The sequence below is a fragment of the Streptomyces sp. NPDC007346 genome (assembly GCF_040703535.1).
In the GTDB taxonomy this organism is placed as follows: Bacteria; Actinomycetota; Actinomycetes; order Streptomycetales; family Streptomycetaceae; genus Streptomyces.
Genome location: NZ_JBEYKR010000115.1, coordinates 1 through 22,954, shown reverse-complemented (window position 1 = coordinate 22,954; position 22,954 = coordinate 1). Strand labels below are relative to the sequence as shown.

Sequence of the window (22,954 nt, the reverse complement as noted above, 5' to 3'; positions counted from 1 at the left end):
GATTACCGCCAGGGCCATGCCGAGCATGCCGAACAGGTTGCCGCGCCGCGAGGTGCCGCCCCCGGCGCCCCGGAGCGGACCACCCCCGAGGACGACGCACTGTCACTGCCCGCCAGTAGGGTGTGAGACATGGCAGACCCCTCCAGCTACCGCCCCAGCCCGGGGCAGATCCCCGACTCCCCGGGGGTCTACAAGTTCCGCGACGAGCACCGCCGGGTGATCTACGTCGGGAAGGCCAAGAACCTCCGCCAGCGCGTGGCCAACTACTTCCAGGACCTGGCCGGTCTCCACCCGCGTACGCGCTCGATGGTCACGACCGCCGCCTCCGTCGAGTGGACGGTGGTCTCCACCGAGGTCGAGGCGCTCCAGCTGGAGTACACCTGGATCAAGGAGTTCGACCCCCGGTTCAACGTCAAGTACCGGGACGACAAGAGCTACCCCTACCTCGCCGTCACGCTGAACGAGGAGTTCCCCCGCGTCCAGGTGATGCGCGGCGCGAAGAAGAAGGGCGTGCGCTACTTCGGTCCGTACGGCCACGCCTGGGCGATCCGCGAGACGGTCGACCTGATGCTCCGCGTCTTCCCCGTCCGCACCTGCTCCGCCGGGGTCTTCAAGAACGCCGCCCGCACCGGCCGCCCCTGCCTGCTGGGCTACATCGACAAGTGCTCGGCCCCCTGCGTCGGCCGGGTCACCCCCGAGGAACACCGGGAGCTGGCCGAGGACTTCTGCGACTTCATGGCCGGGCGCACCGGCACCTACATCCGCCGCCTGGAGAAGGACATGACGCAGGCGGCCGAGGAGATGGAGTACGAGCGCGCCGCCCGCCTCCGGGACGACGCCGAGGCCCTCCGGCGGGCCATGGAGAAGAGCGCCGTCGTCCTGGCCGACGCCACCGACGCCGACCTGATCGCCGTCGCCGAGGACGAGCTGGAGGCCGCCCTCCAGATCTTCCACGTGCGCGGCGGCCGGGTCCGCGGCCAGCGCGGCTGGGTCACCGACAAGGTCGAGGCGGTCGACACCGCCGGCCTCGTCGAGCACGCCCTCCAGCAGCTGTACGGGGAGGAGCGTGGCGACGCCGTCCCCAAGGAGGTCCTCGTCCCCGCCCTGCCCGAGGACACCGAGGCGGTCTCCCAGTGGCTCGCCGAGCGCCGGGGCTCCCAGGTCAGCCTGCGCATCCCGCAGCGCGGCGACAAGAAGGACCTCATGGCGACGGTCCAGCGCAACGCCCAGCAGGCGCTCGGGCTGCACAAGACCAAGCGCGCCTCCGACCTCACCACCCGCTCCCGGGCCCTGGAGGAGATCACCGAGGCGCTCGGCCTGGACGCGGTGCCGCTGCGCATCGAGTGCTACGACATCTCCCATCTCCAGGGGGACGACGTGGTGGCCTCCATGGTGGTCTTCGAGGACGGCCTCGCCCGCAAGAGCGAGTACCGCCGCTTCCAGATCAAGGGCTTCGAGGGCCAGGACGACGTCCGCTCGATGCACGAGGTGATCGGCCGCCGCTTCAAGCGCTACCTCCAGGAGAAGGAGCGCACGGGGGAGTGGGAGCAGGCGCGGGAGACCGCGCCCGCCCTCACCGGCCCCGCCCCCACCGGCCCCGTCCCCGCCCCGCCCCCCGCCGCCGTCTCCCCGGCCGACGAGACCGAGCCCCGGGAGGACGACGGCCGCCCCAAGCGGTTCGCCTACCCGCCGCAGCTCGTCGTGGTCGACGGCGGGCAGCCCCAGGTCGCCGCCGCCCGGCGCGCCCTGGACGAGCTGGGCATCGACGACATCGCCGTCTGCGGCCTGGCCAAGCGCCTGGAGGAGGTCTGGCTCCCCGAGGACGACGACCCCGTCGTCCTGCCCCGCTCCAGCGAGGGCCTCTACCTCCTCCAGCGCGTGCGGGACGAGGCCCACCGCTTCGCCATCACCTACCAGCGCGCCAAGCGGGCCAAGCGCATCCGCTCCAGCCCGCTGGACGACGTGGCGGGCCTGGGCGAGACCCGCAAGCAGGCCCTCATCAAGCATTTCGGCTCCGTGAAGAAGCTCCGGCAGGCGACAATCGAAGAGATCTGCGAGGTCCCCGGGATAGGGCGCAGGACGGCCGAATCGGTGGCGGCGGCCCTCGCCTCGGCGGCTCCCGCCGCCCCTGCCGTGAACACGGCCACAGGAGAGATCATGGAAGAGGACGACGGGGGCACGTCATGACCGAGCACACCCGCCGGGCCGACGGCGGGGGCGACGCCGACAGCGCGCGCCCCGACGACCAGCAGCACGACCGAGCAGACCGAGCAGACGGAGCAGACGTGAGTACGAACACCACGAACGAGACGGGCGAGGCAGTGGCGCCGGCCATCCCCGAGCTGGTGATCATCTCCGGCATGTCCGGCGCCGGCCGTTCCACCGCGGCCAAGTGCCTGGAGGACCTCGGCTGGTTCGTCGTCGACAACCTGCCGCCCGCGCTGATCCCCACCATGGTGGAGCTCGGCGCCCGCTCGCAGGGCAACGTGGCGCGGATCGCCGTCGTCGTCGACGTACGCGGCCGGCGCTTCTTCGACAACCTCCGCGAATCCCTCGCGGACCTGGAGGCCAAGCACGTCACCCGGCGCATCGTCTTCCTGGAGTCCTCCGACGACGCCCTGGTGCGCCGCTTCGAGTCCGTCCGCCGCCCGCACCCCCTCCAGGGCGACGGCCGCATCGTCGACGGCATCGCGGCCGAGCGCGACCTGCTGCGCGAGCTGCGCGGCGACGCCGACCTGGTCATCGACACCTCCAGCCTCAACGTGCACGAGCTGCGGGCCAAGATGGACGCCCAGTTCGCGGGCGAGTCGGAGCCGGAGCTGCGCGCCACGGTGATGTCCTTCGGCTACAAGTACGGCCTGCCCGTCGACGCCGACCTGGTCGTGGACTGCCGCTTCCTGCCCAACCCGCACTGGGTCCCGGAGCTGCGCCCCTTCACCGGCCTGAACGAGGAGGTGTCCGGTTACGTCTTCGACCAGCCGGGGGCCAAGGAGTTCCTCAACCAGTACACCGAGCTGCTCCAGCTGATCGCCGCCGGCTACCGCCGCGAGGGCAAGCGGTACGTGACCATCGCCGTGGGCTGTACCGGCGGCAAGCACCGCTCCGTCGCCATGTCGGAGAAGCTCTCGGCCCGCCTCGCCGCCGAAGGCATCGAGACCGTCCTCGTCCACCGGGACATGGGGCGAGAGTGACCGGTCGCAATCTGCGGATGCGGAGACTCAGCCGCGCCGGCGCGGCGCTCTCCGGCCGCAAACGCGGTGGACAGCCCAAGGTCGTCGCCCTCGGCGGCGGCATGGGCCTCTCGGCGTCCCTGGCGGCGCTGCGCCGGATCACCGGTGACCTCACGGCCGTGGTCACCGTCGCCGACGACGGCGGATCCAGCGGCCGGCTGCGCGAGGAGCTGGGCGTCCTGCCGCCCGGGGACCTGCGCAAGGCGCTCGCCGCGCTCTGCGGCGACGACGACTGGGGCCGCACCTGGTCCCGGGTCATCCAGCACCGGTTCGAGTCCAAGGGCGACCTCCACGAGCACGCGGTCGGCAACCTGCTGATCGTGGCCCTGTGGGAGCAGCTCGGCGACCATGTCCAGGCCCTCGACCTGGTCGGCAAGCTGCTGGGCGCGCACGGCCGGGTGCTGCCCATGTCCGCCGTGCCGCTGGAGCTCCAGGCGCTGGTGAAGGGGCACGACCCCGAGCTGCCCGACGCGATCGTCACCGTGCGCGGCCAGGCCACCGTGGCGCTCACCCCGGGCGAGGTGCAGTCCGTGCACGTCGTGCCGCCCGACCCGCCGGCCGTCCCGGAGGCCGTCGAGGCGGTCCTCGACGCCGACTGGGTGGTGCTCGGCCCCGGCTCCTGGTTCTCCTCGGTGATCCCGCACCTCCTGGTGCCGGAACTGCTCGACGCGCTGGTCACCACGAAGGCCCGCAAGGTCCTCTCGTTGAATCTCGCACCACAGCCCGGTGAAACCGAGGGGTTCTCACCGCAGCGTCATTTGGAGGTTTTGGGACGACACGCCCCTAAACTCGCCTTGGACGTGGTGCTGGCCGACGAGGCAGCCGTGCCCGACCGCGAATCGCTCGACGACGCCGCCAAGCGGCTCGGAGCCGCGGTCGAGCTGGCGCCGGTGGCATCGCCCGACGGCGTTCCGGTCCATGATCAGGAGCTGTTGGCCGCCGCGTACGACCGTATTTTTCGGATGCATGGAAGGATCGGCCCATGGCGATGACGCCAGCGGTGAAGGACGAAATCTCTCGGCTTCCCGTCACCCGGACCTGCTGCAGGAAGGCAGAGGTCTCGGCGATTCTTCGGTTCGCGGGCGGGCTGCACCTGGTGAGCGGCCGGATTGTGATCGAGGCGGAGCTGGACACCGCGATGGCGGCGCGCCGGCTCAAGCGCGACATCCTCGAAATCTTCGGGCACAGCTCGGAGCTGATCGTGATGGCCCCCGGCGGGCTGCGGCGCGGCTCGCGCTATGTCGTACGGGTGGTGGCGGGCGGCGACCAGCTGGCCCGCCAGACCGGGCTGGTGGACGGCCGCGGCCGGCCCATCCGCGGGCTGCCCCCGCAGGTGGTCTCGGGGGCCACCTGCGACGCCGAGGCGGCCTGGCGCGGGGCGTTCCTCGCGCACGGCTCGCTCACCGAGCCCGGCCGCTCCTCCTCGCTGGAGGTCACCTGCCCCGGCCCCGAGGCGGCCCTCGCCCTGGTCGGCGCGGCCCGCCGGCTCTCCATCGCGGCCAAGGCCCGCGAGGTACGCGGTGTGGACCGGGTCGTCGTCCGCGACGGCGACGCCATCGGCGCCCTGCTCACCCGGCTCGGCGCCCACGAGTCGGTGCTGGCCTGGGAGGAGCGCCGGATGCGGCGCGAGGTCCGCGCCACGGCCAACCGGCTCGCCAACTTCGACGACGCCAACCTGCGCCGCTCGGCCCGCGCCGCGGTCGCCGCCGGGGCCCGGGTGGGGCGCGCGCTGGAGATCCTCGGCGAGGAGGTCCCCGAGCACCTCGCGGCGGCCGGCCGGCTGCGCATGGAGCACAAGCAGGCCTCGCTGGAGGAGCTGGGGGCGCTCGCCGACCCGCCGCTGACCAAGGACGCGGTCGCCGGCCGGATCCGCCGGCTGCTGGCCATGGCCGACAAGCGCGCCCAGGATCTCGGTATCCCGGGGACGGAGGCCACGCTCAGCGAGGAGCTGGCGGACGGCCTGGTCGGCTGAGGTCCCAGGGGGTGTTCCGCCGACTCGTCGGCAGGCGGGGGACGTTGGTCCCCGGCCACCGGAACCGAGCCCCTGAGGTGTGACCGGAGGCCCGTGACCCTACTGGTGGGTAGCGGGCCTCCCGGCATATCCCGGCGGCGTGTACGGCCCCGCTCGATGTCACCCCCGGGGTCTTGGAGAGGTAGGGTCGATAGCGGTCGGGGACATCCCTATACACCTCGTCGGCTTCAGAAACCGGCGTACCTATACGAGGAGATCGGTTCGTGACGATCCGCGTAGGCATCAACGGCTTTGGCCGCATCGGTCGTAACTACTTCCGCGCGCTGCTGGAGCAGGGTGCGGACATCGAGATCGTGGCTGTCAACGACCTGGGTGACACCGCGACCACGGCCCACCTGCTGAAGTACGACACCATCCTGGGTCGTCTCAAGGCAGAGGTCAGCCACACCGCCGACACCATCACGGTCGACGGCCACACCATCAAGGTGCTCTCCGAGCGCAACCCGGCCGACATCCCCTGGGGTGAGCTGGGCGTCGACATCGTTATCGAGTCGACCGGCATCTTCACCAAGAAGGCCGACGCGGAGAAGCACATCACCGGTGGCGCCAAGAAGGTCCTCATCTCGGCTCCGGCCAAGGACGAGGACATCACCATCGTGATGGGCGTCAACCAGGACAAGTACGACGCGGCCAACCACCACGTCATCTCCAACGCCTCCTGCACCACCAACTGTGTGGCGCCGATGGCCAAGGTTCTCGACGAGAACTTCGGCATCGTCAAGGGCCTGATGACGACGGTCCACGCGTACACCAACGACCAGCGGATCCTGGACTTCCCGCACTCGGACCTGCGCCGCGCCCGCGCCGCCGCCGAGAACATCATCCCGACCACGACCGGCGCCGCCAAGGCGACCGCTCTGGTCCTCCCGCAGCTCAAGGGCAAGCTCGACGGCATCGCGATGCGCGTCCCGGTCCCGACCGGCTCCGCCACCGACCTCGTCGTCACCCTGGACCGCGAGGTCACCAAGGACGAGGTCAACGCCGCGTTCAAGAAGGCCGCCGACGACGGCGCCCTCAAGGGCTTCCTGACGTACACCGAGGACCCGATCGTCTCCTCGGACATCGTCGGCGACCCGTCCTCCTGCACCTTCGACTCCTCCCTGACCATGGTCCAGGAGGGGAACACGGTGAAGATCCTCGGCTGGTACGACAACGAGTGGGGCTACTCCAACCGCCTCGTCGACCTCACGGTCTTCGTCGGCGGCCAGCTCTGATCCTCGGGTCGGCAGGCACATCGATGTGAGTCAGGGGCTCGACCGGCGCAACGAAGCGCCGATCGAGCCCCTTGGGCCGTGTCGGCGGCCCGTCACGCTCATCCGTCCTTGCAAGGAGCAACGGAAGACCACATGAAGACGATCGACGAACTTCTCACCGAAGGGGTCGCCGGCAGGCGGGTATTCGTCCGCGCCGACCTCAACGTGCCGCTGGACGGCACCACCATCACCGACGACGGCCGCATCCGCGCCGTCCTGCCGACGATCGCCAAGCTCGCCGAAGCCGGCGCGCGGGTCGTCGTCGCCTCGCACCTGGGCCGCCCCAAGGGGGCCCCGGACCCGGCGTTCTCGCTGGCGCCCGCCGCCGCGCGCCTGGGTGAACTCCTCGGCGCCGACGTCGCCTTCGCGACCGACACCGTCGGCGACTCCGCCCGCGCGGTCGTCGCGGGCCTCACCGACGGCCAGGTCGCCGTCGTCGAGAACCTCCGCTTCAACGCCGGCGAGACGGCCAAGGACGACGCCGAGCGCGGCGCCTTCGCCGACCGGCTCGCCGAGCTGGCCGACGTGTACGTGGGCGACGGCTTCGGTGCCGTACACCGCAAGCACGCCTCGGTCGTCGACCTCCCGGCGCGCCTGCCGCACTACGCGGGCTACCTCATCGCCACCGAGGTCGGCGTGCTGAAGAAGCTCACCACCGACGTCAAGCGGCCGTACGCCGTCGTCCTCGGCGGTGCCAAGGTCTCCGACAAGCTCGGCGTCATCGACCACCTGCTGGAGAAGGCCGACCGCATCCTGATCGGCGGCGGCATGGTGTTCACCTTCCTCGCGGCCCAGGGCCACGAGGTCGGTGCCTCGCTGCTCCAGGAGGACCAGATCCCGGTCGTCAAGGAGTACATCGAGCGGGCCCGGGAGCGCGGCGTGGAGTTCGTCCTCCCCGTCGACGTGCTGGTCGCGGAGTCGTTCCCCGACGTGAAGACCAAGGCCCCGGCCCACCCGGCCACGGTCGCCGCCGACGCCATCCCGGCCGGGAAGATGGGCCTGGACATCGGCCCGGAGTCCGGCAGGCTCTACGCCTCGAAGCTCGCCGACGCGGCCACCGTCTTCTGGAACGGCCCGATGGGCGTCTTCGAACACCCCGACTACGCCGAGGGCACCCGCGCGGTCGCCCAGGCGCTCCTCGACTCCTCGGCGTTCACCGTCGTCGGCGGCGGCGACTCCGCCGCGGCCGTACGCATCCTGGGCTTCGACGAGAATGCTTTCGGACACATCTCGACCGGTGGCGGCGCCAGCCTCGAATACCTCGAGGGCAAGACGCTTCCCGGCCTTGCCGCACTGGAGGACTGAACCTCAATGACCACCCGTACCCCGCTGATGGCGGGCAACTGGAAGATGAACCTCAACCACCTCGAGGCCATCGCCCACGTCCAGAAGCTCTCCTTCGCCCTGGCCGACAAGGACTACGAGGCCGTCGAGGTCGCGGTCCTGCCGCCCTTCACCGACCTGCGCTCCGTGCAGACCCTGGTGGACGGCGACAAGCTGAAGATCAAGTACGGCGCCCAGGACATCTCGGCGCACGACTCCGGTGCCTACACCGGTGAGATCTCCGGCCCGATGCTCGCCAAGCTGCGCTGCACGTACGTGGCCGTCGGCCACAGCGAGCGCCGCCAGTACCACGGCGAGAACGACGAGATCTGCAACGCCAAGGTGAAGGCCGCCTACAAGCACGGCCTGACCCCGATCCTCTGCGTCGGCGAGGGCCTGGACATCCGCAAGGCCGGTGACCAGGTCTCCTACACGCTCGCGCAGCTCGACGGCGCCCTGAAGGACATCCCGGCCGAGCAGGCCGAGTCCATCGTCATCGCCTACGAGCCGGTCTGGGCGATCGGGACCGGCGAGGTCGCCACCCCCGAGGACGCCCAGGAGGTCTGCGGTGCGATCCGCCGCCGGCTGGCCGAGCTGTACTCGCAGGAGCTGGCCGACGCCGTCCGCATCCAGTACGGCGGCTCGGTGAAGTCCGGCAACGTGGCCGCGATCATGGCCCAGCCCGACGTGGACGGCGCCCTGATCGGCGGCGCCGCGCTGGACGCCGACGAGTTCGTCAAGATCGTCCGCTTCCGCGACCAGTGAGTATGCGGTAGCGCCGATCCGTCGTACCCTTGCGGGGGCCGAGGGGGGTGCCACCCCTCCGGCCCCCGCTGTACGTACAGGCAGTAGTCGAGAATTCCGGAAAGTAGGGACCAGCCGTGGTTATGGCGTTCCAGATCGCTCTGATCGTCTTCAGCCTGCTGCTGATGCTGCTGGTGCTCATGCACAAGGGCAAGGGCGGTGGCCTCTCCGACATGTTCGGTGGCGGAATGCAGTCCTCCGTCGGTGGCTCCTCCGTTGCCGAGCGTAACCTCACCCGCATCACCATCGTGGTCGGTCTGGTCTGGTTCGCGTGCGTCGTCGTCCTCGGTCTGCTGGTCAAGCTGAGCGACTGACCCGTCGTCCGCGATTCCCGGTGAGGGTGTAACTCCTTCCACTGGACGCGCGTTGGGCCTTACGTAGACTGGGGCATCCTCGAGCACCATCACGCAGGGAGTTACGACCGTGGCAAGTGGCAACGCGATCCGGGGAAGCCGGGTCGGAGCGGGGCCGATGGGCGAGGCCGAGCGCGGCGAGTCCGCGCCGCGCCTGCGCATCTCCTTCTGGTGCTCGAACGGGCACGAGACGCAGCCGAGCTTCGCCCATGACGCGCAGGTGCCGGAGACCTGGGACTGCCCGCGCTGCGGCTTCCCGGCCGGCCAGGACAAGGACAGCCCGCCGGACCCGCCCCGCACCGAGCCGTACAAGACGCACCTCGCCTACGTACGCGAGCGGCGCAGCGACGAGGACGGCGAGGCCATCCTCGCCGAGGCCCTCGCCAAGCTCCGCGGCGAGATCTGACGTTGCCCGCACAGCTCCACGGATCCACCCAGTCGTTCACCGGCCGGACACCCCACGGGTGTCCGGCCGGTCTGCTTCCGCGCCACCCGGCTCCTCGATCAATTAGGTTGGTGGGGCAGCGGGGATGCTGACGTACGAGAAGAAGTGGGCTGATTTCCGGGATGAACGCAGCAAGCCGAGCCAAGCTCAACCAGACCCCCGAGTGGACGGCTCTCGCCGAGCACCGTGAGGAGTTCGGCGCGACCCAGCTGCGCGAGCTGTTCGCGCAGGCGCCGGGCCGGGGCACCGCCTACACCCTGAGGGTCGGCGACCTCCACCTCGACTACTCCAAGCACCTGGTCACCGACGAGACGCTGCGCCTGCTGCGCGAGCTCGCCGCCGCGACCGGGGTCGCCGAGCTGCGGGACGCGATGTTCCGCGGCGAGAAGATCAACACCACCGAGGACCGGGCCGTCCTGCACACCGCGCTGCGGGCCCCGCGCACAGCGGTCGTCGAGGTCGACGGCGAGAACGTCGTACCGGCCGTGCACGCCGTCCTGGACAGGATGGCCGCCTTCGCCGAGAAGGTCAGGGCGGGCGAGTGGACCGGCCACACCGGCAAGCCCATCAAGAACATCGTCAACATCGGCATCGGCGGCTCCGACCTCGGCCCCGCCATGGCCTACGAGGTGCTGCGCTCCTTCACCGACCGCTCGCTCACCGTCCGGTTCGTCTCCAACGTCGACGGCGCCGACCTCCACGAGGCGGTCCGCGACCTGGACCCGGCCGAGACGCTGTTCATCGTCGCCTCGAAGACGTTCACCACGATCGAGACGATCACCAACGCCACCTCCGCCCGGGACTGGCTCCTCACCGAGCTGCGGGCCGGTCAGGACGCCGTGGCCCGGCACTTCGTGGCGCTGTCGACCAACGCCGAGAAGGTCGACGAGTTCGGCATCGACACGGCCAACATGTTCGAGTTCTGGGACTGGGTCGGCGGCCGCTACTCCTACGACTCCGCCATCGGCCTCTCGCTGATGATCGCCATCGGCCCGGACCGGTTCCGCGAGATGCTGGACGGCTTCCACCTCGTCGACGAGCACTTCCGCACCGCCCCCGCCGAGGAGAACGCCCCGCTCCTGCTGGGCCTGCTCGGCGTCTGGTACGGCAACTTCTTCGACGCCCAGTCGCACGCGGTGCTGCCCTACAGCCACTACCTGTCCAAGTTCACCGCCTACCTCCAGCAGCTCGACATGGAGTCCAACGGCAAGTCCGTCGACCGCGAGGGCGACCCCGTCGACTGGCAGACCGGCCCGGTCGTGTGGGGCACGCCCGGCACCAACGGGCAGCACGCGTACTACCAGTTGATCCACCAGGGCACCAAGATGATCCCGGCGGACTTCATCGGCTTCGCCGCCCCGGTCCCCGACCTGCTGCCCGGACTGATCGCCCAGCACGACCTGCTGATGGCCAACTTCTTCGCCCAGACCCAGGCGCTCGCCTTCGGCAAGACGCCCGACGAGGTCCGCGCGGAGGGCGTGCCCGAGGAGCTGGTCCCACACAAGACGTTCCGGGGCAACCACCCGACGACCACGATCCTCGCCGACCGGCTGACCCCCTCGGTCCTCGGCCAGCTCATCGCGCTCTACGAGCACAAGGTCTTCGTCCAGGGCGCCATCTGGAACATCGACTCCTTCGACCAGTGGGGCGTCGAGCTGGGCAAGGTCCTCGCCAAGAAGATCGAGCCCGTCCTGACCGGGGAGGCCGGCACCGCGGAGGCCGACACCGGGGAGCTCGACAGCTCCACCGCCGCCCTGGTCGCCGCCTACCGCACGCTGCGGGGGCGCTGAGCCCATGCCGGCGGGGGAGGGGACGGCGACGGTACGGCTGCGGCCGCCGCGCAACACGCTGAACGAGCGGGTCGTGGGCTGGTGGCGGGTCCAGTGGCTGCTGACGACCGCGCTGCCCGTCGTCCCGCTGGCCGTGCTGGGCGCGGTGATCGAACCCGCACGCTTCTGGCTGCTGCTGTCCGCCGCGGTGCTCGCCGCGGCGGGCGTGGCGGCCGCCGTCCTCCTCCCGCTGTGGTGGTTCCGCACCCACCGCTGGGAGGTCACCGAGGACGCGGTGTACGTGCGCACCGGCTTCTTCTGGCAGGAGTGGCGGATCGCGCCGATGTCCCGGATCCAGACCGTGGACACCGTGCGCGGCCCGCTGGAACAGCTCTACCGGCTCGCCACCGTCACGGTCACCACCGCCTCCTCCAAGGGCGCGGTACGGATCGAGGGCCTGGACCACGAGGTCGCCGCCGAGCTGGCCGAGCGGCTCACCCGCATCACCCGCGACACCCCCGGCGACGCCACATGAGCACCCCGCACGCCCCGTACGCCCCCGAGCACGACTGGCGCCGCCTGGACCCCCGTACGGTCTGGGTCACCGCCCTCGTCGTCGCCGGGGTCGTCGCGGGTGCCGCCCTGCCCGCCACCCTCGGACTCACCCGCTGGCTGGGGCTGCCCGGCGCGGTGCTCTGGGTGCTCGCCGCGGCCGTCGTGGTCATCGGGGCCGCGGCGGGCGCCGACCGGGTCCGCTGGCATCGCACCCGCTACCGCGTCGGCCAGGAGCGCGTCGAACTCCACACCGGCCTCCTCCTCGTCAAGCGCCGCTCCCTGGCCCGGGAGCGCATCCGCACCGTCGACCTCACCGCCAACCTGCTGCTGCGCCTCCTGGGCCTGGTCACCGTCAGGATCGGCACCGGCGAACACGGCGGCGACTCCACCTTGGAGCTGGACCCGGTCACCCGGGCCGAGGGCGAACGGCTCCGCCGCCTTCTGCTGGAACGCGCCACCACCGCGCGGCCCGGAGTCCACCGCGACGGCGAGCTGGCCGCGCTCGACCCGCGCTGGATCCGCTACGCACCGGTCTCCTTCGTCGCCCCCATGCTCGGCGGCGCGGCCGTCGGAGCGGTGATGCAGATCAGCGACTGGGTCGGGGCCCAGGGCGCGGTCATCGCCTGGGCCGGCGACCGCTTCCAGGAGACCCCGGTCCTCTGGGTGATCGTCATCCTGGTCGCGGCCGCCCTGGTCGCCGGTGTGGTCGGAGCGCTCGGCCTGTGGATCGAGATGTGGTGGAACTACCGCCTGGAGCGCGAGCCCGGCGGCACCCTGCGGGTCCGGCGCGGGCTGTTCACCTCCCGGTCGATCTCCGTCGAGGAGGCCCGGCTGCGCGGCGTCGACCTGGTCGAACCCCTCGGTGTACGGCTGGTCGGCGCCGCCCGGCTGGACGCCATCACCACCGGGCTCGCCCAGGACAGCGACTCCAAGAACGCCGACCACAACACGGTCCTCCCGGCGGTCCCGCGCGAGCTGGCCGACTCCGTCGCCGCCGCGATACTCCGGGAGGAGACCACCCCGACCGGCGCCCCGCTGACCCGCCACCCCCTCGCGGCCCGGGGCCGCAGACTGCGCTGGGCGCTGGCCGCCGCCCTCGCCCCGCTCCTGCTCCTCACCGTCCTCGGGGCGCTCCTCACCCCCGTACTCCTGTGGATCGCGCTCGGCGGCGCGGTGGTCCTCCTGCCGCTCGCGGTGGCGCTGGCGCTGACGGCGTACCGGGCACTGGGCCACGCGCTCTCCGGCCGCTACCTGGTCACCCGCTCCGGCACGCTCCGCCGCTCCACCGCCGCCCTGGAGCGGGCCGGGGTGATCGGCTGGACCGTCAAGCAGTCGTACTTCCAGCGGCGGGCAGGGCTCCTCACCGTCACGGCCACCACGGCCGCCGGAGGGGGCGCCTACACCGCGTACGACACCGGTGCGGCCGAGGGCCTCACCTTCGCCGCCGAGGCCGTCCCCGGGCTGCTGGAGCCCTTCCTGGAGCGCGGGGACCGCACCGGCCCGTGACGGACGGCCCGGTGTGTCCCGCGGCCCGTGACGGACGGCACAACCGGTCTCCTGGGCAGCCGAACCGGTGTCGGCGACGATATCGATCATGACCTTCGCCAACCGTCGTACGGTTCTCACCGCCCTCGCCACCGCCGCCGTCAGCGGCCCGCTGCTCGGGTCGCTCACCGCGACCCCCGCCCACGCCACCGGCGACCTGGACATCTACACCTCCAACACCGACCTCTACAAGAAGCTCGCCGGGCAGGAGGGCGTCGAATTCGCCCGCCGCTACAAGAGACACGAGTACGCCGACCACTCGACCCCGCAGAGATACCCGTACCACCGGACCACCGTCATGGCCCTGCACGGCGGCGGCATCGAGACCGGCACCTCCGAACTCTGCCTCGCCATAGCCGGATACCACCCGGCCACGCTCGCCCCGCTCCAGGACGGCCACGGGGTGCACGACTACTGGATGTTCGAAGGGCTGCGCACCTCGGGCAACCGCGACCTGCACGTCACCGCCAAGAACTGCGACGACCACGTCGCGCTCTCCATGGCGTTCAGCAGCCTCAACGTCCTGAGCCTGCACGGCTGTACGTCGGCACAAGCGGGCACCGTCCCGCAGGCCGTGGTGGTCGGCGGGCTGAACACCCGCTTCAAGACCCTGCTCAAGGCGGAGTTCGACAAGGTGGGCATCGCCTGGCGGGACGGGAACGAGCTGCCCGACCTGGCCGGGGTGAATCCCGACAACCCCGTCAACCGCACCATGCTGTCCAAGGGCGGTCAGCTGGAGCTCACCACGGAGCTGCGCGCCGCCATGTTCACCACCAACACCCGGGCGGGCCGGGCCGGCAGCACCACTACGGTCTTCGACCGCTTCACCGCCGCCTGCCGGGCCGCGATCACCAAGCTGGAGCAGGGGACCGACCAGGTCATCCTCTGATGTACGGGGGCCTCAGCCGCCGTGCGTCGTGTCGATGACGCAGAAGCGGTTGCCCTCGGGGTCGGCGAGGACCACGAAGTCCGGGTCCGGCGGGTACAGCTCCCACGCGACCCGCACGGCGCCCAGCGCGATCAGCCGTTCCACCTCGGCCTCCTGGGTGTCGGAGTAGAGGTCGAGGTGGACCCGGGGGACCTCCTGCACGGGGGAGGTGGAGCGGCCCAGCGCCACCCCGACGCCGGGACCCTCGACCGGGACCAGCACCACCCAGTCGTCCGTCCCCGGCTCGCGCTCGGTGTACGTGAGCGCCGCCTTCCAGAAGGCGGCGGCCCTCGCCACGTCCGACACGCCCATCACCACGGTTCCGATGTGCACCATGGGGCGAGCCTTTCACGCAGCAGGCCCGGCCCGCTGAGAAGAAGCGGGCCGGGCCTGGGAGTAACCGAGATCAGGCGGACGCCGGTGGATACAGCGCGCGCGGCAGCCGCGAGGCCGCCGCCGCGTCCAGCAGCCACAGCGTCCGGCCGCTGCCGTACGCGCCCGCCGCCGGGGCCTGGATCTCCCCGGCGCCCGACAGCGCGATGGCTGCGGCCTCCGCCTTGTCCTCGCCCGCCGCCAGCAGCCACACCTCACGCGCCGCACGGATCGCGGGCAGCGTGAGCGAGACGCGGACCGGCGGCGGCTTGGGGGCGCCCCGCACACCGACGACCGTGCGCTCGGTCTCCCGTACCGCGGGCAGCTCCGGGAAGAGCGAGGCGACATGGGTGTCCGGGCCGACGCCCAGCATCAGCACGTCGAACGCCGGTACCCGGCCGTGGTCCTCCGGCCCCGCGGCGGCGGCGAGTTCGGTCGCGTACGCCGCCGCCGCCGCGTCCACGTCCTCGCCGTACGGGCCGTTCGACGCGGGCATCGCGTGCACCCGGGCCGGGTCCAGCGGCACCGCGTCGAGCAGCGCCTCGCGGGCCTGGGTGACGTTCCGCTCGGGGTCGCCCTCGGGCAGGAACCGCTCGTCGCCCCACCACAGGTCCAGCCGGGCCCAGTCGACCGCGTCCCGGGCGGGCGCGGCGGCGAGCGCGGCCAGCAGGCCGTTGCCGTTGCGCCCGCCGGTCAGCACCACCGAGGCGTGGCCCCGGGAGGCCTGGGCGTCCAGGATCCTCGTGATCAGCCGGGCCGCCGCGGCCTGCGCCATCAGCTCCTTGTCGCGGTGCACGACCAGTTGAGGAGGCGTCACTTGGCTGCCGCCTTCTTGGCCGGGGCCTTCTTCGCGGCCGGGGCCTTCCGCTCACCCTCCGCCGGCTTCTCGACCGGCGCCGCCTTGACCTCGCCGCCCGAGTGGAGCCTCTCCACCCCGAACTTCACCGTGGACTCGTAGGTGTTGTCCGGGTCCAGCCGGCGCAGCTCCTCCGCCAGCAGCTCGGCGGTGTCCCGGCGCTTGAGCGCCACCGCGCGGTCCGGCTGGCCCTGCATGGAGAGCGTGGCCAGTGAGCCGTCGGCCCGGTCGAGCACGATGACGCCGTTCTTCGTCTCCATCCGGACGGCGGTCAGCCCGGGGCCGCCGGAGAGCGTGCGCTCCACCGGGACGTCGAGCCGGTCCGCCAGCCACATCGCGAGCAGTTCGCAGCTCGGGTTGTCGCTCTCGCCCTCGACGGTGGCGCCGATCACCGTCGCCGGCTGCTGGTCCAGTGCCGCGGCCAGCATGGAGCGCCACGGGGTGATCCGGGTCCACGACAGGTCGGTGTCGCCGGGGCTGTACGTCGCCGCCCGCACCGCCAGCTCGTCGAGCGGCTGCTCGGCGGAGTAGGTGTCGGTGATCCGGCGCTGGGCGAGTGCGCCCAGGGGGTCCTTCGCCGGGTCGGCGGGGGCGCCCTCGGGCCACCACACCACGACCGGGGCGTCCGGCAGCAGCAGCGGGAGCACCACCGACTGGGCGTGGTTGGCCAGTTCGCCGTGGAGGCGCAGCACGACGGTCTCGCCGGTCCCCGCGTCGGAACCGACCCGGACCTCGGCGTCCAGCCGGGCGTCGCGCCGGGCGCGCGGCGAGCGGCTGACCCGCTTGATCACCGCGATGATCCGCGAGGGGTGCTCGCGGGAGGCGTCACCGGCCGACTTGAGCGCGTCGTACGCGTTCTCCTCGTCGGTGACGACGACCAGCGTGAGCACCATGCCGATGGCCGGGGTGCCGATGGCCCGGCGGGCCGAGACCAGCGCCTGGTTGATCTTGCTGGACGTGGTCTCCGTGAGATCGATCTTCATGGCCGCCTCCAGCTCCGTCCGTCACGTGCGAGCATCTCGTCGGCCTCGGCCGGGCCCCAGGTGCCGGCCGGGTACTTTGCGGGCTTGCCGTGCTTGTCCCAGAACTCCTCGATCGGGTCGAGGATGTTCCAGGAGAGCTCGACCTCCTGGTGGCGCGGGAAGAGGTTGGCGTCGCCGAGCAGCACATCGAGGATGAGCCGCTCGTACGCCTCCGGGCTGGACTCCGTGAAGGACTCGCCGTACGCGAAGTCCATCGTGACGTCCCGGACCTCCATCGAGGTGCCGGGCACCTTGGAGCCGAACCGCACGGTGACGCCCTCGTCCGGCTGGACCCGGATGACCAGGGCGTTGCCGCCCAGCTCCTCCGTGGCGCCGGACTCGAAGGGCAGGTAGGGCGCGCGCTTGAAGACGACCGCGATCTCCGTGACCCGGCGGCCGAGCCGCTTTCCGGTACGGAGGTAGAACGGCACGCCCGCCCAGCGGCGGTTGTTGATCGTCAGCTTGATCGCCGCGTAGGTGTCGGTCGTCGACTTGGGGTCGATGCCCTCCTCCTCGCAGTAGCCGAGGACCTCCTGGCCGCCCTGCCAGGCGTGCTCGTACTGGGCGCGCACGGTGTGCAGGCCGAGGTCCTCGGGCAGCTCGACGGCGGTGAGCACCTTGAGCTTCTCGGCGACCAGGGCCTTGGGGTGGAAGGAGCCGGGCTCCTCCATCGCGGTCAGCGCCAGCAGCTGGAGCAGGTGGTTCTGGATGACGTCACGGGCGGCGCCGATGCCGTCGTAGTACCCGGCCCGGCCGCCGATGCCGATGTCCTCGGCCATCGTGATCTGCACGTGGTCGACGTAGGACCGGTTCCAGACCGGCTCGAACATCGTGTTGGCGAACCGCAGCGCCAAGATGTTCTGGACCGTCTCCTTGCCCAGGTAGTGGTCGATCCGGAAGACCTCGTTGGGCGGGAAGACGTCGTGCACGAGCTGGTTGAGCTCCTGCGCGCTGGCCAGGTCGTGGCCGAACGGCTTCTCGATGACGGCCCGTCGCCAGGAGCCCTCGCTCTGGTCGGCGAGGCCGTGCTTCTTGAGCTGCTGGACGACCTTGGGGAAGAACTTCGGCGGCACGGAGAGGTAGAAGGCGTAGTTGCCTCCGGTGCCCTGCGCCTTGTCCAGCTCCTGGATGGTCGCCTTCAGCGTCTCGAACGCCTCGTCGTCGTCGAAGTTGCCCTGGACGAAGCGCATCCCCTGGATGAGCTGCTGCCAGACCTCCTCGCGGAACGGCGTACGGGCGTGCTCCTTGACGGCGTCGTGGACGACCTGGGTGAAGTCCTCGTCCTCCCAGTCGCGGCGCGCGAAGCCGATGAGCGAGAAGCCCGGTGGCAGCAGGCCGCGGTTGGCCAGATCGTAGACGGCGGGCATCAGCTTTTTACGGGACAAATCGCCCGTGACGCCGAAGATGACCAGGCCCGACGGCCCCGCGATACGCGGGAGCCGTCGGTCCTGTGCGTCACGGAGCGGATTGGCTCCGGGAACAGCAGACAAAGTGGTCAGCCCTCCGAGGGGGCGAGGCGCGAAAGCTCCGCCTCGGTCGACTTGAGCAGGTCGGTCCAGGACGCCTCGAACTTCTCGACGCCCTCGTCCTCCAGCACCTGCACGACGTCGTCGTACGAGACGCCGAGCTTCTTGATGGCGTCGAGGTCGGCACGCGCCTGGTCGTAACCGCCGGCGACGGTGTTGCCGGTGATCTCGCCGTGGTCGGCCACGGCCTCCAGGGTCGCCTCCGGCATGGTGTTGACCGTGTTGGGGGCGACCAGGTCGTCGACGTACAGGGTGTCCTTGAGCGAGGGGTCCTTGACGCCGGTGGAGGCCCACAGCGGACGCTGCTTGTTGGCCCGCGCCGTGTCCAGCGGGGCCCAGCGGTCGCTCGCGAAGACCTCCTCGTACGCCTCGTAGGCCAGGCGCGCGTTGGCCAGGGCGGACTTGCCCTTGGCGGCCTTGGCCTCGTCGGAACCGATGGCGTCCAGGCGCTTGTCGATCTCGGTGTCCACACGGGACACGAAGAAGGACGCCACCGAGTGGATCTTGGAGAGGTCCAGGCCCGCGGCCTTCGCCTTCTCCAGTCCCGCCAGGTAGGCGTCCATGACCGCGCGGTAGCGCTCCAGCGAGAAGATCAGCGTCACGTTGACGCTGATGCCCCGGCCGATGGTCTCGGTGATCGCCGGCAGGCCGGCCTTGGTCGCCGGGATCTTGATGAGCGTGTTCGGCCGGTCGACGAGCCAGGCCAGCTGCTTGGCCTCGGCGACGGTGGCCAGGGTGTTGTGGGCCAGGCGCGGGTCGACCTCGATGGAGACCCGGCCGTCCTGGCCGCCGGTCGCGTCGAAGACCGGGCGCAGGATGTCGGCGGCGTCGCGGACGTCCGCCGTCGTGATCATGCGGACCGCCTCCTCGACGGTGACGCGGCGCGCGGCGAGGTCGGTGAGCTGCTGCTCGTAACCGTCGCCCTGCGAGATCGCCTTCTGGAAGATCGACGGGTTGGTGGTGACGCCGACGACGTGGCTCTGGTCGATCAGCTCGGCCAGGTTGCCCGAGGTGATCCGCTTGCGCGACAGGTCGTCGAGCCAGATCGCCACGCCCTCGTCGGAGAGGCGCTTGAGTGCGTCTGTCATGGGTTGCATCTCCTACTGGTCGTATCTATCGGCGTCAGCGTGCTGCGGCTTCGAGAGATTCCCGCGCGGCGGCGGTCACGTTCTCGGCGGTGAAGCCGAACTCGCGGAAGAGGACCTTCGCGTCGGCCGAGGCACCGAAGTGCTCCAGCGAGACGATTCGGCCGGCGTCCCCGACGTACCGGTACCAGGTCAGGCCGATGCCCGCCTCCACGGCCACCCGCGCCTTGACCGACGGCGGGAGCACGCTCTCCTTGTAACCCTGATCCTGCTCCTCGAACCACTCGACCGACGGCATCGAGACGACCCGGGTCGGCACGCCGGCCGCCTGGAGCTGTTCGCGCGCCTCGACGGCGACGTGGACCTCGGAGCCGGTCGCGATGAGCAGCACCTGCGGCTCGCCACCTTCAGCTTCGAACAGGACGTACCCGCCCTTGGCCGCGTCCTCGTTCGCCTCGTACGTCGGCACGCCCTGCCGGGTCAGCGCCAGACCGTGCGGGGCGCCCTCGCCGAACACCTTGGTGTAGCGGCGCAGGATCTCGCGCCAGGCGATGGACGTCTCGTTGGCGTCGGCCGGGCGCACGATGTTCAGCCCCGGGATGGCGCGCAGCGCGGCCAGGTGCTCGACCGGCTGGTGGGTCGGGCCGTCCTCGCCCAGGCCGATCGAGTCGTGCGTCCACACGTACGTCACCGGCAGGTGCATCAGCGCGGAGAGCCGCACGGCGTTGCGCATGTAGTCGGAGAAGACCAGGAAGGTGCCGCCGTAGATGCGGGTGTTGCCGTGCAGCGCGATGCCGTTCATCGCGGCGGCCATCGCGTGCTCGCGGATCCCGAAGTGGATCGTTCGGCCGTACGGGTCGGCCTCCGGCAGCGGGTTGCCCACCGGCAGGAACGAGGAGTTCTTGTCGATGGTGGTGTTGTTCGAGCCGGCCAGGTCGGCGGAGCCGCCCCACAGCTCGGGAACGACCTCGCCCAGCGCCTGGAGCACCTTGCCGGAGGCGGCACGGGTGGCCAGGCCCTGGCCGGCCTCGAAGACCGGGAGCTTCTCCTCCCAGCCCGCGGGCAGCTCGCCCGCCGCGATCCGGTCGAAGTCGGCGGCACGCTCGGGGTTGGCGGTGCGCCACGCGGCGAACGCCTTGTCCCACTCGGCGCGGGCCTCGCGGCCGCGGTCCAGGGCCTGACGGGTGTGGCCGATGACCTCGTCGGAGACCTCGAAGGTCTGCTCCGGGTCGAAGCCCAGGACCCGCTTGGTCGCCGCGATCTCGTCGTCGCCGAGCGCCGAGCCGTGGGCGGCCTCGGTGTTCTGGGCGTTCGGGGCGGGCCAGGCGATGATCGAGCGGGCCGCGATGAACGAGGGGCGCCCGGTCTCGGCCTTGGCCGCCTGGAGCGCCGCGTACAGACCCGCCGGGTCCAGGTCGCCGTTGGGCGCCTGCTCGACGCGCTGGACGTGCCAGCCGTAGGCCTCGTACCGCTTGCAGGTGTCCTCGGAGACCGCGGTCTCCGTGTCGCCCTCGATGGAGATGTGGTTGTCGTCCCAGAGCAGGACCAGGTTGCCCAGCTTCTGGTGCCCGGCCAGCGAGGACGCCTCGGCCGCGATGCCCTCCTGGAGGCAGCCGTCACCGGCGACGACCCAGACCGTGTGGTCGAAGGGGGAGGTGCCGGGGGCCGCCTCGGGGTCGAAGAGGCCACGCTCGTAGCGGGCGGCCATGGCCATGCCCACCGCGTTGGCGACACCCTGGCCCAGCGGGCCCGTCGTCGTCTCGACACCGGCGGTGTGCCCGTACTCCGGGTGGCCCGGCGTCTTGGAGCCCCAGGTCCGGAACGCCTTCAGGTCGTCCAGCTCCAGGCCGTAACCGGCGAGGTAGAGCTGGGTGTACAGGGTCAGACTGGAGTGGCCCGCCGAGAGGACGAACCGGTCACGGCCGGTCCACTCCGGGTCCGCGGGGTCGTGCCGCATGACCTTCTGGAACAGGGTGTAGGCGGCAGGTGCCAGGCTCATCGCCGTGCCCGGGTGGCCGTTTCCGACTTTCTGTACGGCGTCCGCGGCGAGGACCCGGGCGGTGTCCACGGCCCGCTGGTCCAAATCGGTCCACTGGAGGTCTGAGGTGGTCGGCTTGATGCTCACCCTGAGTCAGGGCTCCTCTCCACTGTTCGTAAGCCGGTGACTGTGACCGCACCGGGCGTGGTCGAGCCTACCCCCGCCGAAGGGCACACTTTCCGGTAGTTTCCAGGGTGCGGGCGACCTGCCCACTTCGCCTCCCGGCGGACGGGCCCCGTCCATCGCACGGTCACCCTCAACACGACCCCACCCCCGCGAAGGACGGTGTATCCCCAACGTCTACAGTGGTCGGGTTCGCGCAAGTCTTCACCGGGCCTCCTCGCCCGGAGCTTGCTGGGATTTCTCTGTCAGGGGTGTGCGTGACGGCCGTCGAGTCCCGACCCGCAGGGGTCGCCTTGACTCCCAGCCCAGGGGGCCATCGCCCGTACGGGGCCCGTGTCAAGGCATTCGTGGCGCTTACCAAGCCACGGATCATCGAGCTGTTGCTCATCACCACCGTTCCGGTGATGTTCCTCGCTGCCCAGGGCGTACCCGACCTGTGGCTCGTACTCACCACCACCGTCGGGGGATACCTCTCGGCGGGCGGTGCCAACGCTCTGAACATGTACATCGACCGCGACATCGACGCGCTGATGGACCGCACGTCGCAGCGTCCGCTGGTCACCGGCATGGTCAGCCCCCGCGAGTGCCTTGCCTTCGGCATCGCCCTCGCGGTGATCTCCACGCTCTGGTTCGGACTGCTCGTCAACTGGCTGTCGGCCGGACTGGCCCTCGGCGCGCTGCTCTTCTACGTCGTCGTCTACACGATGCTGCTGAAGCGCCGCACCTCGCAGAACATCATCTGGGGCGGCATCGCCGGCTGCCTGCCGGTGCTCATCGGCTGGTCCGCCGTGACGAACTCCCTCTCCTGGGCCGCCGTCATCCTCTTCGCCGTGATCTTCTTCTGGACGCCGCCGCACTACTGGCCGCTCTCCATGAAGGTCAAGGAGGACTACGCCCGGGTCGGCGTCCCGATGCTCCCGGTCATCGCCTCCAACCAGGTGGTGGCCCGGCAGATCGTCATCTACAGCTGGGTGATGGTCGGGGTCTCGCTGCTGCTCACCCCGCTGGGCTACACCGGCTGGTTCTACCTGACGGTGGCGCTGCTGGCGGGCGGCTTCTGGCTCTGGGAGGCCCACGGGCTGCAGAACCGGGCCAAGGCCGGGGTGACCGGCGGCAAGCTGAAGGAGATGCGGCTGTTCCACTGGTCCATCACCTACGTCTCGCTCCTCTTCCTGGCCGTCGCGGTGGACCCCTTCCTCCGCTAGCTTCTCCGCCTTACGGGCGGGTCACGTGGCACAAGCCACGTGACCCGCCCGTCGCCAGTTGAACTACTCGTCGGTAGCATCCTGTCCATGGCAGAGACGGCAGCAGACACGGAGCAGACCTCGCGGACGGACGCCTGGAAGGCGGCCCGTGCGGAGCGCAGGGTGGCGAAGCTGGCCCGGCAGATCGGGGCCTTCGCCAAGGAGCACGGCGGCGCCGAGGGGCAGCTCGCCTACCTCGGTGAGGCGGGCGCCCGCATCGTCCTGGTCGGCGAGGACGGCGCCTGGGGCGACCTGGTGGCCCCGACGTACGCGGTGGCCGAGAGCGCCACGGAGAAGTCCGGGATCACGATGCACGAGGAGTTCGACGGCGACTTCGCCCTCAAGGTCCGCACGGGCCACCGCGCACACGATCAGCACGATGCTCACCACCGACACCAGCGGCAGCACCTGCACCGCCAGGTGTACGCGCGGGCCGAGCAGGCGCTGGGCG

20 protein-coding genes and 1 pseudogene are annotated in these 22,954 nt (G+C 71.0%); 15 read left to right on the top strand and 6 right to left on the bottom strand.

Features of this window, described 5'->3' with window-relative positions; translation table 11 throughout:
* Positions 1-129: 129 nt before the first annotated feature.
* The 13 genes from uvrC (at position 130) to AB0917_RS25390 (ending at position 14,198) form a co-directional block, all read left to right on the top strand.
* A complete protein-coding gene (gene uvrC / locus AB0917_RS25450) occupies positions 130-2,187 on the top strand; it encodes an excinuclease ABC subunit UvrC (protein WP_366821985.1) in 2,058 nt (685 codons plus the stop codon).
* Positions 2,184-3,191 carry an RNase adapter RapZ gene (rapZ, locus tag AB0917_RS25445; RefSeq protein WP_366821984.1) on the top strand — a complete coding sequence of 336 codons (1,008 nt, stop codon included), beginning with the start codon at positions 2,184-2,186 and terminating at the stop codon, positions 3,189-3,191. Before uvrC ends, rapZ begins: the two co-directional genes overlap by 4 nt.
* Positions 3,188-4,222, top strand: a complete 1,035-nt coding sequence (yvcK, locus tag AB0917_RS25440) for a uridine diphosphate-N-acetylglucosamine-binding protein YvcK (RefSeq protein ID WP_366821983.1) — start codon at positions 3,188-3,190, stop codon at positions 4,220-4,222. Before rapZ ends, yvcK begins: the two co-directional genes overlap by 4 nt.
* Positions 4,213-5,202, top strand: a complete 990-nt coding sequence (whiA, locus tag AB0917_RS25435) for a DNA-binding protein WhiA (protein WP_084745309.1) — start codon at positions 4,213-4,215, stop codon at positions 5,200-5,202. Before yvcK ends, whiA begins: the two co-directional genes overlap by 10 nt.
* A 263-nt stretch (positions 5,203-5,465) precedes the next feature.
* Positions 5,466-6,476: a type I glyceraldehyde-3-phosphate dehydrogenase gene (gene gap / locus AB0917_RS25430; RefSeq protein ID WP_366821982.1), complete on the top strand. Its 1,011-nt coding sequence runs from the start codon at positions 5,466-5,468 to the stop codon at positions 6,474-6,476.
* Positions 6,477-6,608: 132 nt separating this feature from the next.
* Complete coding sequence (locus AB0917_RS25425; RefSeq protein ID WP_366821981.1) at positions 6,609-7,820, top strand: phosphoglycerate kinase; 1,212 nt, start codon at positions 6,609-6,611, stop codon at positions 7,818-7,820.
* 6 nt (positions 7,821-7,826) lie between these two features.
* On the top strand, positions 7,827-8,603 hold the full coding sequence (gene tpiA / locus AB0917_RS25420) for a triose-phosphate isomerase (protein ID WP_366821980.1): 777 nt from the start codon (positions 7,827-7,829) through the stop codon (positions 8,601-8,603).
* Positions 8,604-8,719: 116 nt separating this feature from the next.
* A complete protein-coding gene (secG, locus tag AB0917_RS25415) occupies positions 8,720-8,956 on the top strand; it encodes a preprotein translocase subunit SecG (RefSeq protein ID WP_366821979.1) in 237 nt (78 codons plus the stop codon).
* 109 nt (positions 8,957-9,065) lie between these two features.
* Positions 9,066-9,401, top strand: coding sequence for an RNA polymerase-binding protein RbpA (locus tag AB0917_RS25410; RefSeq protein ID WP_366821978.1), 336 nt, complete (start codon positions 9,066-9,068; stop codon positions 9,399-9,401).
* A gap of 161 nt (positions 9,402-9,562) precedes the next feature.
* A complete protein-coding gene (gene pgi, locus AB0917_RS25405; protein WP_366821977.1) occupies positions 9,563-11,230 on the top strand; it encodes a glucose-6-phosphate isomerase in 1,668 nt (555 codons plus the stop codon).
* Positions 11,231-11,234: 4 nt separating this feature from the next.
* On the top strand, positions 11,235-11,744 hold the full coding sequence (locus AB0917_RS25400; protein WP_366821976.1) for a PH domain-containing protein: 510 nt from the start codon (positions 11,235-11,237) through the stop codon (positions 11,742-11,744).
* Positions 11,741-13,270, top strand: a complete 1,530-nt coding sequence (locus AB0917_RS25395) for a PH domain-containing protein (RefSeq protein ID WP_366821975.1) — start codon at positions 11,741-11,743, stop codon at positions 13,268-13,270. Before AB0917_RS25400 ends, AB0917_RS25395 begins: the two co-directional genes overlap by 4 nt.
* A gap of 88 nt (positions 13,271-13,358) precedes the next feature.
* On the top strand, positions 13,359-14,198 hold the full coding sequence (locus tag AB0917_RS25390; RefSeq protein WP_366821974.1) for a poly-gamma-glutamate hydrolase family protein: 840 nt from the start codon (positions 13,359-13,361) through the stop codon (positions 14,196-14,198).
* 12 nt (positions 14,199-14,210) lie between these two features.
* Here the strand turns inward: AB0917_RS25390 and AB0917_RS25385 are convergent, their stop codons facing one another.
* The 6 genes from AB0917_RS25385 to tkt all read right to left on the bottom strand — a co-directional run bounded on the left by AB0917_RS25385 (position 14,211) and on the right by tkt (position 21,223).
* Positions 14,211-14,573 (bottom strand): VOC family protein, encoded by a 363-nt coding sequence (locus AB0917_RS25385; protein WP_366821973.1) that lies wholly within the window; start codon positions 14,571-14,573, stop codon positions 14,211-14,213.
* Between the two features lie 70 nt (positions 14,574-14,643).
* The gene (gene pgl / locus AB0917_RS25380; protein ID WP_366821972.1) at positions 14,644-15,426 is read right to left on the bottom strand and encodes a 6-phosphogluconolactonase; all 783 of its coding nucleotides are present in this window, start codon (positions 15,424-15,426) and stop codon (positions 14,644-14,646) included.
* Positions 15,423-16,448 carry a glucose-6-phosphate dehydrogenase assembly protein OpcA gene (opcA, locus tag AB0917_RS25375; protein ID WP_366821971.1) on the bottom strand — a complete coding sequence of 342 codons (1,026 nt, stop codon included), beginning with the start codon at positions 16,446-16,448 and terminating at the stop codon, positions 15,423-15,425. Before opcA ends, pgl begins: the two co-directional genes overlap by 4 nt.
* A complete protein-coding gene (gene zwf / locus AB0917_RS25370; RefSeq protein WP_366821970.1) occupies positions 16,445-17,977 on the bottom strand; it encodes a glucose-6-phosphate dehydrogenase in 1,533 nt (510 codons plus the stop codon). Before zwf ends, opcA begins: the two co-directional genes overlap by 4 nt.
* A 5-nt stretch (positions 17,978-17,982) precedes the next feature.
* The gene (tal, locus tag AB0917_RS25365; RefSeq protein ID WP_366821969.1) at positions 17,983-19,101 is read right to left on the bottom strand and encodes a transaldolase; all 1,119 of its coding nucleotides are present in this window, start codon (positions 19,099-19,101) and stop codon (positions 17,983-17,985) included.
* A gap of 34 nt (positions 19,102-19,135) precedes the next feature.
* Entirely contained in the window at positions 19,136-21,223 is a 2,088-nt protein-coding gene (tkt, locus tag AB0917_RS25360; RefSeq protein WP_366821968.1) for a transketolase, read from the bottom strand.
* A 287-nt stretch (positions 21,224-21,510) separates the two neighbouring features.
* On the opposite strand from tkt, the gene AB0917_RS25355 reads away from it, so the two are divergent.
* A complete protein-coding gene (locus AB0917_RS25355; protein ID WP_366821966.1) occupies positions 21,511-22,464 on the top strand; it encodes a heme o synthase in 954 nt (317 codons plus the stop codon).
* An 87-nt stretch (positions 22,465-22,551) separates the two neighbouring features.
* A pseudogene (locus tag AB0917_RS25350) lies at positions 22,552-22,857 on the top strand (hypothetical protein); the annotation flags it as partial.
* Between the last annotated feature and the right edge of the window lie 97 nt (positions 22,858-22,954).